Raw genomic sequence first — 15,189 nt, forward strand, 5'->3', positions numbered from 1 at the left:
TCCGGAATACCGCTTTCCACACAGCCCGTTTTTCCGCCTGCCACGGTGGAAGGCGGGCTGTCTTTTTTCTGCCATGTTGACAAGGCACGTCCATTTTTGTACTTTTACCCGAATCATTGGAACACTCTCATGCGCTACGTACTGCTTCTCCTTACTATTTTAACCGCCGGATTTTCCGTCTGGTACTATCAGAACCGCATCTCCCCGGAAGGCAGGGAACTGGCCGCCCGGAAAACGGCCATGGAACAACATGCCGTGGCGCTGGAAAAAACCGTCGGCGAGACCCGGAAAAAGCTGGATGAAACCCAGGACGCCACGCATACGGCGGAAGAAGCCGTGGAAAAATTCCAGCAGGCATATCTTGATCAAAAAAGGCAGGAGCAGCAGGAGGCCCTGGATGCCGCCTACCGGAAGAGCATGGCGGACCAGCAGGAGGAAGTAGCGGAACATAACCAGAAAATTGACCAGCTGCGCCGCCGCATAAACAGGCAGAAGGAAAACTCCAAATCCGCCAGGGAAGAATTGCTGCAGAAGAGGGAGAGCCTGAAAACCCTGCTTGCCAAGCTGGCCGACAAGCAGCGGAGCCTTCAGACGGAACTGGGCCAGGCGGAACGGGAGCTCTCCAAGAACCGTGAAGACGCCAAAGCTAAAAAGAAATTTTCCGGCGCCGCCCCCCAGAAGGATAATATCGCGGACCTTCAGGCGCAAATGAACCGCATCCGCGCGGCAACCGCGGCTACCAATAAAAAAATGCTCCTTCTGGATGCCACCCTGGAAGCCCAGGAAAAAAATGCCGGCAAGCAGGAGCTCCAAATGCGGAAAGTGGAAGAAAAACTTACCGAAGAGAAAAACAAGGCCCTGGCCGCCGATGACCAGGAAGAAAACGTCCTCCCGGATCTGGGAGATGAAGAATTACTGGCTGCCGCCGGATACAGGGAGCAGTCCAAACCCGTCAGGGAAGCTCTGGAAAAAGCCCGGAAAGAGGAGGAACAGGCTTCCCGGGCTTATGACGAGGCCCGTGCAGAACTGCGCCATTCATCCAGGGATGAAGTAAAGAAGCTGGAGAAGGAGGAAAAAGACCAGGCCTCCTTCCGGAAGCTGTTCACGGGGGGAGCCTCTGTAGCGGGTTTCCTCCTGCTCCTGTTCACCGTGGGTGCTTTCCGGCGCAGCAACGGCTGAACCTGTTCCCGTTCTTTTTAACATTCCGGATGCAGAAGGTATCCGGACTTCCGCTCTTGCGGCAGCCTCCGCAGGGCGGCGTTGACGGACGGCGCCGATATGGTAGTCTCAGGCCTGCCTGATCATGCTCATACTGGCCCAGCTTCACGGACAACCGGAAATCTTCCATTCCATCCAGGGGGAAGGCGTTTCCCAGGGAACGCCCTGCGTCTTTCTGCGCCTGGCAGGCTGCAACCTGGCCTGCTCCTGGTGTGATACGGCGTACTCCTGGAACGGAACGGTTCCAGGCGTGCGGATCACACCTGAAAAAACGGCGGAACTGGTCCTCCGTTATCCATGCCGTCGCCTGGTCCTCACGGGAGGGGAACCGCTGCTCCAGCAAAAAGCTCTTCCCTCCCTCCAGCGCCTGCTGCCGGAACATGCCGTGGAAATGGAGACCAACGGCACCATCATGCCGGATGCGGAACTGCTGGAACGCATCACGCAGTTCAACGTGTCTCCCAAGCTTCCCCACTCCGGCAACGATGCCGGGAGGGCCTGGAAACCGGATGTCCTGCGCCGCCTGGCGGACACGGAAAAAGCGTGGTTCAAATTTGTAGTGGCGTGCGAAGAAGACGTGAAGACCATCCTGTGGCAGGCTTCCCGTGCCGGTATTCCCGCGGAACGCATCCTCATCATGCCCCTGGCTGCCACACGGGAGGAACTGGACGCCATGCGGGCGCCAACGGTGGAATGGTGCCTGCGCTACGGCCTGCGCTTTTCAGACCGCCTGCACATCGCCATCTGGGGCAGCAAAAAGGGCGTCTGAAAACGCCCTTGGTTTTAAATGGCCGGAATTCCCCGGCTGAAAGGGTTCCCTGCATGAACCCTTTCCTGCTCCTTCCGCGGCTTACACCTTCTGTTTCAGGTCCAGCAGCATCTGCGCGTTGCCGGGGTACTTGTTCAGGAAGAACAGGAAGCGTTCCATGGCTTCCACAGGCTTGTGCCCTGCCAGGGCGCGGCGGATCAGGTTCATCTTGTACAGCCATGCCTCCGGCATAATCAGCTCTTCCCGGCGCGTCCCGGATTTCAGGATATCCACGGCAGGGAAGATGTACTGTTCCGCAATGCGGCGGTTCAGCACCAGCTCCATGTTGCCCGTTCCCTTGAACTCCTGGAAAATCAGGTCATCCATGCGGCTGTTGGTTTCCACCAGAGCCGTGGCGATAATGGTAAGGGAACCGGCCTGGCGCGTATTGCGTGCGGCGGCAAAAAGGCGGCGGGGCATTTCCAGAGCACGGGCGTCAATACCGCCGGACATGGTGCGTCCGCTCCCCTTGTCCGCGTTATTATAGGCACGGGCAAGGCGCGTGATGGAGTCCATCAGCAGGAAAACATGCTGGCCGGCTTCCACCAGCCGCTTGGCGCGCTCAATGCAGAGTTCCGCCATGCGGCAGTGGTCGCGCACCCTTCCGTCATTGGAAGAGGCGTACACCTCCGCACCGGGCAGGGAACGCTTGAATTCCGTCACTTCTTCCGGACGTTCGTCCACCAGCAGCACCATCAGGTGAATGGAATCCTTGTAATTCTCCAGAATGGCTTCCGCCATGTGCTGCAACAATGTGGTTTTGCCTGCACGCGGAGGAGAAACGATCAGGCCGCGCTGACCGCGCCCGATGGGAGCAATCAGGTCCAGCGTGCGCGTAGTATAACGTTCCGGACGGGTTTCAAAGGAAATGCGCTTGTTCGGATTGACCGCCTTGAGCTCTTCAAAATGCGGATTTTTGCGCGCCTTCTCCGGAGCGTCCCCGTTAATGGCAGTGATCTCCGTCAGCAGAATGCCGCGGTCATGGCGGCAGGCCTGCCCATGCACCCACACGGCGGGACGCAGGCCGAATTTGCGGATCATGTCCTGCGGAACGTAAACGGCTTCCGCAAAGGCGTCAAAATCATTATCCTGCTTCCTTAAAAAACCAAACCCTTTATTCGTGATTTCCAGGAGCCCGTCCACGGGCTCCGGCGGTCCCAGTTCACGGGGAGCGTTATTCTGGGGGGCGGTGCCCTCCTGATGGTTATTGTTCCAGCGGTTCTTGACCCGGTCATTGCCGTTCCTGCCATTGCGGCTGTCCTGGCGGTTGTTCCGGTTCTTGTTGAAACGGTCGTTATTATTGTTATTGCGGCGGTTCTGCCTGTCAAAACGCTGTCTCTGCGGGTCGTTGCCCCGGTAGGTTTCACGGGCGGCATCCGCGGATAAATCCGCCGCGCCTTCCTGCACCACCTTGATGGACGGGGCAGAGCCATTCGCATCCTCCCCCCCTTCCTGTACGCGCGGTTTTCTTACAAACCTCTGGCGGATCACCTTCGGCCTGCCCTCCCCGGGCTGTTCCGGAGCGGACTCCGCAGGAGCGGCGCCCGGTTCCGCAGGAACCATGGGAACAACGGCCTCTGCCCTGGCGCCCCCCGGTGTATCGCCCTCAGGCGCGACAACCTTGGTGGAACGCCTGCGGACAGGCTTGACGGGAGCCTCCGTTACGGGCGCCTCATGGGCGCCGTCCGTTTCCGGCGCTTCCTCCACGGGCTTCTTGCGGGGACGTCCGCGCCGCGGCTTGGCCGGGGCTTCTTCCGTACCTTCCGGAGCCGGAATTTCAGCACTGCTTTTGCGGACAGTCTTCTTTTTGGGCTCAGGCGTTTCCCCCATTCCTTCACCTGCCATTTCCGGAACCTTTTTCCTTGCCGTCCTCTTGCGGGGGGCGGGGGAAGCATCCGGTCCGGACACGGAAAGCTCAACGGCGGCCTGGGGCTCCGAAGGAGTTTCCGCCGCAGACTTGGTTCTGCGGACAACACGTTTTTTGGGCGAAGGCTCCGGAGAAACCTGCTCCGGAGTCAAATCTGGGGGAGTATCAGACATGGAAAAGAAAATTGGACTGCAACAACAGGCGTCTCCTGAAAGACAACGGCGTTAGTCAAGCTGTTCGAGGATTTCTTCCGCCACGTCGAAATTGGAGAAGACATTCAGCGCGTCGTCGTAATCGTCCAGCGCTTCATACAGGCGCATGGCGGCTTTTGCCGTATCCAGATCATTAATCACGGAAATGTTCTGCGCTACGGAAATCAGCTTCATGGAGATCACCGTATGGCCAGCCTCGCGCAGGGCGGCACATACATTGTTCAGTTCCGTCGGGTCCGTTACAAACACCCATTCGTTATCGGTATCCCCCTGCTCCACATCGTCCGCGCCGCATTCCAGCGCCAGATCCATGGCGGAATCCTCCGTCAGGCCTTCCGCCATGATGCGGGCTTCTCCCTTGCGTTCAAACTGGTAGGCAACGGAACCGGGCGTGCCGATGCTCCCCCCGTTCTTGGTGAAAAGAGTCCGGAGCTCGGAAGCGGAACGGTTCGTGTTGTCCGTAGCCACTTCAACCAGGAAAGCCGTACCCGCCGGACCGTAGCCCTCATAGGTAATCTCCTGAATGGTGGCGCCGCCCAATTCCCCGGTTCCCTTTTTGATGGCGCGTTCAATATTCTCCTTGGGAGTGGACACGGCCTTGGCCCCGTCAATGGCGGCGCGCAAACGCGGGTTCAGATCAGGATCTCCACCGCCGCTCTTGGCGGCCAGCATGATTTCATGGGCAAAGCGGGCAAACACCTTGCCCTTCTTGGCATCTTCCTTAGCCTTAACGTACTTGATCTTAGACCATTTATTATGTCCTGACATAGAATTGGGAATAATAGTAAGTGAATGTAAAGAGACAAACTAACCAGCGGAACCGTTCTTCAACCCGGGCGAACACATTGTCTTTCGCAAATACCACGCAGGAAGGGAATCAGGGTGCGGCCATCCGTAAATACGTTACAGGGACCGGATACTCTGCCGGGGAACACGCCGCGCGCCCACAGGGCTCCGGCTACCGCTTGGCAGTCACTCTCAACACATGCAAAATAACGTATTCCCCAGCATTGGCAATACTTTTTTAGGTCACGGAAGCACGGAAGCAAACCCTAGGGAACCGGATAAACAATTCCTCCCACAGTCTGGAGTAATCATTCTACGAAAAGACTGCTCGTCTTATTTAATTTGATGAAAGCGCGAGCGTCTCCAGGAAAAGGCGGACGGCCGCTTTATCCTCTCTCCGTTAGTCCGCTTCACGCTCTATTATTTCCCCTTCATCCCGGTTATCGGGCTCATAGCAGGTAACATCTTCATTTAACATGGAATAGTAACTATATGGCTCTTCCTTTTCCAAAGGCCCTTCCCTTGCTTTTTGAAAATGCTTCAATTCCCTGCCATGCTCATCAAAATAACTGATCTGCTGGAATCCATGTTCCGGATAGGAAAAACGGATAATAGCACACTTCATTAAATGATCGGAACTTAACTCTCCGTTTTCGTCGTAATAGCGGATTTCCTTCACGGCGCGGCCTCCTCCCAAATCACTTTCCGGTTCATAATGGTCTACGCAACGCCGGGCCCACCCCTGGAGGCCACGAGTCAACCGGCCAAACTTGTCCGTATATTCCGCTTCCGCCATATCGTAGGGTTCCAGATAATATCTGGACCGCAGTAGATCCTCAGGAAGATAAAGCCATCTTTCACATTCATCATTAAAATCTCCAAATCTCCCCTTTAAATAAAAAGTCTTTCGACCAGAAGATGTTACTTCCGCCTCCCATCCCTTGTGTACTTCACGGCACACCACCCCCGCTTTAAAAGCGGGAGTGGCTTTATACTGGTGATAATGGATCATGTTTCCAAGAGGAAAAACCGCCGGACGGGAAATATCAACCGGTTCATCAGACGTATCAAAGAATGTTTCTTTGATGACAGCATCTCCTTTGACCAATACATCTCCCCGGTGATATCCGTGAAGACACGGACATGGTTTTCCGGACGCATCATAAAACGCGACGCTTTGGTGACCTCTATTACGTTCTACTATCCTTAAATGAAATCCCAAATCTTCCAGTTCACATATTTTCCCGTCTTTGGAAAAAAACAGTTCCTGATATACCTGATGATCTTCCGTATGACGAAAATTATTCCGGCTCACATCATAAACTTTCTTGGGGTAAAACTGTGACAAAAGTCCTAAAAAACCTGTTTGAGCAACTTTCTCCGCCGAAAGTCTTCCCATATGCCATAAAGTGATGCTTAATCTCAAATACTGTTCTCCTCCACGCCATTCCAGAGACTCCAGATTTACATCCCTACCGTCGAAATCAGGATACCGGGAATCATCATAGGAAGGATAATTACGCATGGTATCAGCATACCCTACAATGGATGCATAAGCCTCTCTATTGATCATCAACCGGCCCTCCACCGGAGAAAAGAGACCAAGGCATATTAAAAAAGCATATTTACAATATTTTATATTTTAATTCTGGATGTATGTAATCTTCAATAATCCATTTCCATACCTTCATCAACCAGAAGGAAAGAACATTCTGTGAAAAATTTTGTTCCTTCATTGAATTAGAGGAAGGACAGTCTGCCAATGACAAAGGCCGAACTGAACGCTTTATCCGTCTCCGTTAGTCCTCTTCACGCTTTACCTCTTCTCCATCATCTCGATTATCGGCCTCATACACGGTCACATCATCATCAAGCATAGAATAGTATGTATAAGAATCAGAAGATTCCCTGTCCAAAGTTTCTAAAAGATCTTTCTTTTCTTTTTTTAAATGTTTCAATTCCCTGCCGTGTTCATCAAAGTAAGCAATCTGTTGAATTCCCTTCTCCGGATAAGAAAAACGGATAATCGCACACTTCCTTTGATGATCAGAACTTAACTCTCCATTTTCGTCGTAATAACGGATTTCCTTTACGGCGCGGCCTCCTCCCAAATCACTCCCAGGTTCATAATGGTCTACGCAACGCCTAGCCCACCCCTGGAGGCCACGAACCAACCGTCCAAACTTGTCCGTATATTCAGCTTCAGCTACATCATAAGGGTCCAGATAATACTTTGCGTGAAGCAGGTTTTCAGGCAGGTATAACCGTAATTGATTAATATCGTTCCAATCACCGAATCTTCCTTTTAAATAAAAGGTTTTTCTTGTAGAAACTGTCAATTCCGCCTCCCATCCTTGATGAACTTCCAGGCAGACAACGCCCGCCTCCCCAGCGGGCGTTGCCTTATATTGATGGTAACGGATCATTCGTCCTTTCGGGAAAATAGCTGGACGTTCCACATCTATAGGATCCTGGCTCCCGATACTTCTTGAATCATCTCCTTTTCCAAAAAAAGATTCCCTAAAAACGAAAGGGCCATTGAGAATTCCTGCCCCTTCCTGACAAATAACCTCTCCCCGGTGATAACCATTTGCACAAAAGGCATCTTCTCCCCGAACACCATAAAAAGTGACGCACTTACGTCCCCTATTCTCTTCCACCACACGCATGTGATAACCCTGATTGTCAAGGTTACAGATTTTCCCGTCCGGAGTGAAATAGGTGTACATATGCAATGAATATTCCTGAATATCCGTCCATCCCCGGTCGTTCGTTTCATCATAATCCTTTTTGGGGTAGAATCCGGAGAGGAGATTCAAAAACTCTCCCTGCTTCCGGTTTGTCCTGCGGGGTGCGTCGGTCCATTCTTCACAATTAAAAATCAGTTTCCATTGAAGAAATTGATGATGATTGAATTCCATCAACTTTTGTTCACTCCATCTTCCATTGATGGGAGGATACTTTCTATCGGAATACCCGGGATTTGGAGGTTCCGATAAATCCATCACAGGATGTCCAATAGGATCTATCATTCGCCGTGCTCCTTCTGAAGGGGCTATTCCACACAGTCCTATTATTAGGAATACCAATAGAAAGTTAATATTCATCTTATTTGCCAGAGATCATATTTATTAAATCAGGAGCATATGATTTTCATTATACCATTTCCAAGGGGCTTCTTCACACTTAATCATATTTCATTTTATTAAATGTATTTTAATAACATTAAAAAAATGAATAAGCTACTAATAAATGGAATATTATATACAATAATTATATTGATTAATGAAGAAAAAATCACAGAATTATTTACTATCCTTCTGGCGCCATTTTTCCAACGTTTCTTTGCCCAAAATGACCCGGTGCAAGGAGACGTCGTATACTCCCTTATAGTTATCCTTCATTTCAAAACCTATATAGATGCCATCCTTCCCTTCCAAGATGGTCATATTCAACCCTTCATACTTTGTTCCTTTCATTCCGTATTCGACCTGCTTCTTAACTGAGGGTAAACGTCCATGCTTTTTTTGGAAAGCGTGAGCCCACAAACCAACTTCCTCCAGTTCTTCCTTTACGGAAGAAACGCTTGTGTGCATTTCCTGCATTGTTTTAAACCAGAGCATTACGTTTATGGAGATGGATATCAAAAGCAATCCTCCTAAAACAATAAACGCTTTCTTCATCCAAAAACGCTTTGGGACGTTTCTAGCATTTGCGATACATTCAGTCTCATTCATAAATTAATCCGAAGGTAGGGAGTCATATTGGATAACAAATTCATCTGGAAATTTACTATAATAATTTACCCAGTATTTATCATTAATAATTAAACCTACCCATAATCCCTTACTATCAAGTCGATCAATATTGACAGAGATTCCGCGTGGAATTTTACACATGGAGTAAACGCTCCGAGAATCACCCGGAGGGAGACGATATCTCTCCTTCCCATTGCTCTTTCCCCACTGTTCTACCCGCAAAACCATTTTATAAAGGCATTCCGGTGCCAGCTCACGCATCTCTTTAATTCCATTAATTAAAACTATATCAAATAAGATAGAAATAAATAGCAGAAAAATCAACAAGAGTAATATAAACCATTTTAAAATAATAGGCATGATAGACATATAATTACAAAAATTTCATTAATGGAAGTACAGATTTCTCTTCAAATTTTAATTTTACCGATGGGGCTGTTACATTGAATGGTTTACCCGGTATATGAGAACCTAACCAAGTACGCAACTCTCTTCCATGCAATAACCCTACTTCTCCTCTAATCTTAGCGGCAAACAAATCTAGAGCTTCCCCGACAACATCACTAAATTCAACATTAAAATCCCATGCGTCCGGCTCCATGGTAGCTTCTCCCGAAGCATACCACTTATCACGAGATTCGCAACAAACTTTTGTGCCACATTTTAGATTAAAATTCCCTAACCCTCCTGTAGAATGCCCTCTATCTTTAAAATTAACTAAGTAATTATTTTGGTACTCTACTATTTTCCCAGAAGTTGCTTTTGAACACTTTTCCTCCAATTCTTTTTTAAATTCATTACTAGTTGTCAAAGATCCTTTAGGTTTTATGTATCGAGGAAACATCCAAGCTTGAAGTTCATAATCAGAATTTTCTCCTCTGATATATTTATCTAAGAATAAAATTGGCAAAGGAGCTTCATTAAAATTTCCAACCTCTTTTACCGTAAAAAACCAAACCGCATTCCATCTCTCTTTCCATACTATAATTGTATCAATTATAGTAGGTACTACTTTATCTATTATTGTTCCAATCATCGTAGGATCAATCATTCCTAATATATCAAAAAAATAATTTGTATTATTCAGATAATTATATAAATTATATCCTCCATCTTCATTAGCCAAATCTCTACTCATCCATCTTCCATCCAAGGGATTCAAATATCGGAAATTATAGTAAACTAATCCTAATTCTTTTTCATAATACTCGCTAGAATATAAAAAAGGATTAATTTCATCTATATCCCCAGAACTATTAATGATATTACCATACGGACCATATTCCCATAACGCACGGCGTCCACCCAGAATGCCAAAAGCCGCAGTTACATTTTTCTGCGTGTCATGGGTCAAATAAATGGTCTCCTTATAGCTTCCATCCTCATTCCATAATCCCATGCTTAATACACGAGTAGCTACAGTTTCAGAAGGATCCCAGAAATACGTTTTGGTCAACGAAGGAGGCTCTTCTTCCATACTCCGTGTTGCATCCAACTCCGCGATCTGCAGATAACCATTATAGACATATCGCAATTTCTTCTGCAGTGCTCCATTGTCGTAGACGGCTTTTTCTACTCGGCGTCCCATATAATCATAAACGCACACTACAGAGGTTTGGCCATCCCGATGGGTAAAGTTTACAGGACGATTTTCCGCGTTATAAGTGACTGTCCATTCTCCTGTGGAAGTTTTTAAAACGTCCTGGTTTCCATTCATATCATACTTGGGCACGAAAGACACCTCCCCCTGGGTGATATTCGTATATTGGTTGAGAATATTGCTCTGATAAGTTTTCTGTCCCTGATCCGCCACATTTTCCCGATTGCCGATGTTATCGTAAGCATAAGCAAGAGAGGCTCCGGGAACCATCCTATCTCCGGTCAGTTCTCCCCGGTCATTATAGGTGTAAGAATGGCACCTTCCCGGATTAGGCGTATTCCAATAATCACGCTTTTGAACGATCCTTCCCAATAGATCATAATCATATTCATGCTTAACCGGAGAATTGGTGCTGTTAGGGCGCCAATAGTCCAGTTTGGTCACCAGATTCCGATGCTCATCCCACATAATAAGTTTCTTGAGAGGATTGGGGTAGTCCAGGGAAGACAGCAAACCACTAGCTGGATCATAGTCCCAGGTGAAAGGAACTTCTTCCGTGTCAGGCAACGCAGTATGGAGGCGCCCTTCATCGTCATAGGCCAGCGTGATATCCTGAACCGGAACTCCATGATAAGACAGGGCATGCCCGGAAGAACGCCCCAAGTCATCACGCTTCCACGTGACAACGGAGGCATAAAGCCCAGACGTATTTTCGGTCTCCTTTTCACCATACCGGTTGTAGGAAAAAATACGTGTCCCCAAGGCATCCGTTACATTGGTCACCTGTCCTAAATGGTTATAGGCATAGGCAATATCCTCTGTATTATCCCCGTATGTAACGGCAGCAAGTTCACCCGTTAACGGTACATAGGAGCGGGCAACCGTCATGCCATCAGGTTTTGTTGTCAAAATCAATTGACCCAAATCATCATAAGTATAATCCTCGTGAGAGCCATCGGCATAAGTCTTTTTCAGGAGCAAGCTGGAAGCTGGATCATAAGTCCACTCCGTTCGGTCACCATCCACACGGTCTGACGGATTGTCTGTAACGACAGTTCCAGGAATACGGAAGGTTGTCAATGCTGTCATCCGGTCCGCTTCATCGTATTCAAATAAAACGGGCTGTTCCCCCGTGCCGTATTGTGCCGTCTTACGCCCCCGCACATCATAAGCATACTCGCTGAACGTGCCATCCGGTCGGACCGTTTTGATCAGAAGACCTGTCACTGTATCGTATTGATGAACGGTAACGTTTTCAACAGCATCCCGATTGGCTACAGTCTGGCCTTTCAAATTGCTCTGCGTTGCGGAAACATTGCCGCGCCCATCAATCACTTGCACAAGATCGCCTTCCGGGAGATAGCGATGGGCATAACATGTTTTCACTCCGTCATGACCCATGCTTTGCAAAAGTTCGCCATCTACGGAAATGGTTCGGGCATCCTGCACACAGCCGGGAGTTCTGCTCCATGAAACAAGGTTTCCGGCGTTATCCAGCGTCCAGCTTTCTGAAACATTTCCCCGTACATCCTTGGTAACCGTATGTTCCGTCAGCAATGGCTCTCCGGGAGCAACTGCCCGCATGGCGGATACAAGCTTCTTATGTTCCGTCACCAAAGGTTGGCCCTGTGCATTATAGACAGTTTCCACTGTTTGGTAATATACGGCCCCGGCCGCGCAAGGTACAGGAAGATTAAATTCATGAACATATCCCTCTTCCGTTTCCTGAATCCGGTCACGCAAAGGATCGGCTGCCTCCGCATCCGAAAGCTTGACGTATTGGCGCGTTATATTCCCCAGAACGTCATATTCCGTAAAAACCGGGGCGCTTCCCGTTTCTTTCTTCCGGGCAATTCGCCCATGCTCATTATAAAGTGTTTCTGTAACAACCATGGCCCCATTGCCTGAGGGTACAGCACTGGAAACTATGCGTCCCCAACCATCTTCAATGCTTTCCGAAAGAACCGGGCCATCCATGGCATCCACACGGACCGTAGTCTTAATTCCCTGCGCCGTCAATTCATAGAAATAATACCGATTCTGCTGCCCAGTTCCCGTCTCAGATAAGAGGGAACCGTCCGGATGGCATGTCGTGATACGGGTTGCTCCCATCGATGTAGTTACGGAAGCGACCAAGCCATCCGGGGAATAGGAATAGCGCGTCACACACCCCAGAGGATCACTGGAAGACAAGGTCCTTCCCAAACTGTCATAAGTAGTCAGGACACTTTTACGCTGGCATTCCTTGTCTTCCGGATCCCCCGTAATAGTAATTTGCTCCACCACACGTCCTGCGGCATCGCGAATATACTCGGTAGTAACGAGAGGTTTTGTCAACGTAGGACAAGGCGCATTGTAATCTTCCAGAACAGGGGTAGGTTCCTGTATTTGCCGGATCAGGCGGCGCCCAGCATCATATTCATACCGCGTGGAAACTCCATTGATATCGATTTCTTCCAAAGGGTTCCCGCAGCAATCCCAGATAGTGGAACTGCTTCTACCATCGGCATGGAGCGTCAGAACCACTTTTCCTGTTTCATCCAGCTGGTATTGCTCCACCCCCAAAGATTCAAAATTCTCTCCGGTATGGGCTTGAGTTTCACGGGCAACCATGCGATCGGCTCCAGTGTACCAAGTAATGTCCCGCGTGGATTTGCCAGGAACAATTTCATTCGCCACCATTTGGGTAGCCACGCATTTATAGGCAGCACCATATTCCGACGTCTCCTCGTAGCCATAAGCAGTCTGAACACCGTCCTCCTGTTGGACCAATTTCATACGCCCCCGGGCATAAACATTTTTTTCATCTCCTCCATACCATTCCGTGACACTCATAACGGCATGCGGACAGTTAAGACCGGTACGGGTAACAGTCTCCCGTTTGATAAGTCCTGTTTCCTCATAAGCATAGGTGGTGGTATTAAGCACGGTTTCCGTTCCATCTTCCGCCACAATTTTTTCCGTTTCCATTATGGGGCGCCAATCATTAAAAGCGCTGTCTGACCAAGTGGTTTCCTGTACCTTAAAACCGCCTCCTACCCACGGACGTGATGAACGAATTTCACGGCCCTTGGCATCGTATTCGTACTCGCTGACCAATCCCCGTGGATCCTTCATGCGAATCATGCGGCCATATTGGGAAGAGGAACGATCCAGACAATACTCATATTCGGTAACCCGCACGTCTGGGTCCACACCATATTCACGGCGTGTCACACAATCCCCAAAGGCATAAGTGTTATTTACTTCCACCTCACGAGAAAGAATATTGCCTTCCGCATCCATAGAAAGGGTTGTTTCTTTAGTAACATTGGCGCTGATTTCCTCCACCAGTTTGGTAGAGGTAACAGAATTGCTGCCTTCTCCCCGTGTGAATTCCCAATGATCTTCAAAATTTTGTTCCGCAGGATTTGCCGGTATCCAAGTCCAGAAGCTGCGATAAACGGGTGCTCCAGGAGAACCATCCCTCTGTTCAAGCAGCTCAAAATGACGGGGAACTTCCGGCAAATCCGCCTCTTCCGGCAAAGCCCCCATGTTCCATTGCTTTCGCATTTCTCCTGTTATGGAATATAACCCTGTCTCCGGATCCTTTCCCCCTACGGCAGATGCAGGATACCATTGGATCAATACACGCCGGGCCGAATAATCCGATAAATGAAGCAAACCATCCACCGTATTATAAACTTGCTGGATGGAACCATCCGAATCACGGATAACTTCTATTCCCATATCTTTTATTGGAATACGAATTCCGGTATCAGTCTTGTAGCTTTCCAGAGTTTTTGTCTCTGCCAAGTAACGATAGGCTTCTTCCAAATCAGTCACTTCTTCCAGATAGTAAGCTCCCGCAATATCACCGGTGTAAGACTGTCCCTGGGCATCCAGCATGCGTAACAACTCTGGATGAATCTGCCCTGTTCCGGAACGTTGAAAATTCTGCTCCTGTTCATTCCATCGGTAATAGCGGCTATCTCCATTTTCCGTTATCACAACTACTCGTTGAGCCGTGGCTTCCTTCACATGGCGCATGGAAACGTGTTCATAGGAAAATGCTTGCCTGGTAAAGGACGCTTCCTCCAAAACTTCCTCATGCAGTTTGAGGCGTCCTGAAGGAACGCCTGCAATAACGCCGCCGCGACCAAAACTGATTGTCAATTCGACACTTCCGGATTCGGGACAAGAACCGCCACTGGAATCTCCATCTTCACACGGACATTTTGCTTTTTTCTTTTTATGGTACAATTTGACCAGTTGTATCCCATCGCCTTCTGCAAGTTTGGATTTATCAGTATGATATTTAACGTATTTTCCTTCAGGGATTTCATACCTGCTTGTCAAAGCCACGAATCCTTCGTAGGAGTTTTCTACCGGTTCATACGCAATGCTATTATGCTGAATATGGCAACGATGATAGCCACGTTCCAGATAAACGGACTTTTGCTGAGTACTTAAAGAACCACCTCCGGTACTGACAGTGAAACCTTTGTCATCAATCGTGATGGAGCCGGTATCATCTGCATCTACACGAAAATAATAATTGGCTGATTCGTCGATTTTCAAATATCCATCCCAACGATGTTCACTATCATCTGGATTTTGAGCAATAGCCACTTTTGCCGGGCCATCCGTTCCATTTTCTTCAAAACCATCTTCCGGTTCCCCATTTTCCAGAATGTTGATGAACGGAGGCAATGATTCTTCACCTTCCTCCGCCATAAAAAGAGTATGATTGTTCATAAATTGTTTTATTGCTTATTATGTTGCCCGCAGTAATGGGAATTTACGAACGTGAAAGGAACGTATCCCTTTGCAGGAAATAGGATGGCGCTTCTCCCGTATTGGGGAATACCTCCGTATCTATCTCCTACGTAGAAGAAAACCGGAATTTCGGCAACACGCCCAACACGGTTTGGTTCATTAGAAATCAATTCAAAAAATAT

The 15,189-nt window shown here is 48.8% G+C and carries 9 protein-coding genes; 2 read left to right on the plus strand and 7 right to left on the minus strand.

Annotated elements, in window-relative coordinates:
- Positions 1 to 129: 129 nt before the first annotated feature.
- Both ABGM91_RS03925 and ABGM91_RS03930 read left to right on the plus strand, forming a co-directional pair.
- Positions 130 to 1,179 carry a hypothetical protein gene (locus ABGM91_RS03925; RefSeq protein WP_354833847.1) on the plus strand — a complete coding sequence of 350 codons (1,050 nt, stop codon included), beginning with the start codon at positions 130 to 132 and terminating at the stop codon, positions 1,177 to 1,179.
- Positions 1,180 to 1,303: 124 nt separating this feature from the next.
- Complete coding sequence (locus ABGM91_RS03930) at positions 1,304 to 1,987, plus strand: 7-carboxy-7-deazaguanine synthase QueE (RefSeq protein WP_354833849.1); 684 nt, start codon at positions 1,304 to 1,306, stop codon at positions 1,985 to 1,987.
- Positions 1,988 to 2,068: 81 nt separating this feature from the next.
- On the opposite strand, the gene rho is transcribed toward ABGM91_RS03930, so the two are convergent.
- The 7 genes from rho to ABGM91_RS03965 form a co-directional block, all read right to left on the minus strand.
- Positions 2,069 to 4,066, minus strand: coding sequence for a transcription termination factor Rho (gene rho, locus ABGM91_RS03935; protein ID WP_354833851.1), 1,998 nt, complete (start codon positions 4,064 to 4,066; stop codon positions 2,069 to 2,071).
- Positions 4,067 to 4,117: 51 nt separating this feature from the next.
- Positions 4,118 to 4,873, minus strand: a complete 756-nt coding sequence (locus ABGM91_RS03940; protein WP_215426893.1) for a YebC/PmpR family DNA-binding transcriptional regulator — start codon at positions 4,871 to 4,873, stop codon at positions 4,118 to 4,120.
- A gap of 418 nt (positions 4,874 to 5,291) precedes the next feature.
- Complete coding sequence (locus tag ABGM91_RS03945; RefSeq protein WP_354833853.1) at positions 5,292 to 6,416, minus strand: hypothetical protein; 1,125 nt, start codon at positions 6,414 to 6,416, stop codon at positions 5,292 to 5,294.
- A gap of 274 nt (positions 6,417 to 6,690) precedes the next feature.
- Positions 6,691 to 7,923, minus strand: coding sequence for a hypothetical protein (locus tag ABGM91_RS03950; RefSeq protein ID WP_354833855.1), 1,233 nt, complete (start codon positions 7,921 to 7,923; stop codon positions 6,691 to 6,693).
- 273 nt (positions 7,924 to 8,196) lie between these two features.
- Positions 8,197 to 8,628: a hypothetical protein gene (locus ABGM91_RS03955; RefSeq protein ID WP_354833857.1), complete on the minus strand. Its 432-nt coding sequence runs from the start codon at positions 8,626 to 8,628 to the stop codon at positions 8,197 to 8,199.
- A 3-nt stretch (positions 8,629 to 8,631) separates the two neighbouring features.
- On the minus strand, positions 8,632 to 9,009 hold the full coding sequence (locus ABGM91_RS03960; protein WP_354833859.1) for a hypothetical protein: 378 nt from the start codon (positions 9,007 to 9,009) through the stop codon (positions 8,632 to 8,634).
- A 13-nt stretch (positions 9,010 to 9,022) separates the two neighbouring features.
- Positions 9,023 to 14,986 carry an RHS repeat-associated core domain-containing protein gene (locus ABGM91_RS03965; RefSeq protein ID WP_354833861.1) on the minus strand — a complete coding sequence of 1,988 codons (5,964 nt, stop codon included), beginning with the start codon at positions 14,984 to 14,986 and terminating at the stop codon, positions 9,023 to 9,025.
- Positions 14,987 to 15,189: the final 203 nt, after the last annotated feature.

This window comes from Akkermansia muciniphila, assembly GCF_040616545.1.
GTDB classification, from domain to species: Bacteria; Verrucomicrobiota; Verrucomicrobiia; order Verrucomicrobiales; family Akkermansiaceae; genus Akkermansia; species Akkermansia muciniphila_E.

Bases quoted from the DNA above. Each gene is read 5' to 3' on its own strand.
- ABGM91_RS03925 (WP_354833847.1), top strand. From the start codon at position 130: ATGCGCTACGTACTGCTTCTCCTTACTATTTTAACCGCCGGATTTTCC.
- ABGM91_RS03965 (WP_354833861.1), bottom strand. From the start codon at position 14,986: ATGAACAATCATACTCTTTTTATGGCGGAGGAAGGTGAAGAATCATTG.
- ABGM91_RS03955 (WP_354833857.1), bottom strand. From the start codon at position 8,628: ATGAATGAGACTGAATGTATCGCAAATGCTAGAAACGTCCCAAAGCGT.
- ABGM91_RS03960 (WP_354833859.1), bottom strand. From the start codon at position 9,009: ATGCCTATTATTTTAAAATGGTTTATATTACTCTTGTTGATTTTTCTG.
- ABGM91_RS03940 (WP_215426893.1), bottom strand. From the start codon at position 4,873: ATGTCAGGACATAATAAATGGTCTAAGATCAAGTACGTTAAGGCTAAG.
- ABGM91_RS03950 (WP_354833855.1), bottom strand. From the start codon at position 7,923: ATGATAGATCCTATTGGACATCCTGTGATGGATTTATCGGAACCTCCA.
- ABGM91_RS03930 (WP_354833849.1), top strand. From the start codon at position 1,304: ATGCTCATACTGGCCCAGCTTCACGGACAACCGGAAATCTTCCATTCC.
- rho (WP_354833851.1), bottom strand. From the start codon at position 4,066: ATGTCTGATACTCCCCCAGATTTGACTCCGGAGCAGGTTTCTCCGGAG.
- ABGM91_RS03945 (WP_354833853.1), bottom strand. From the start codon at position 6,416: ATGCGTAATTATCCTTCCTATGATGATTCCCGGTATCCTGATTTCGAC.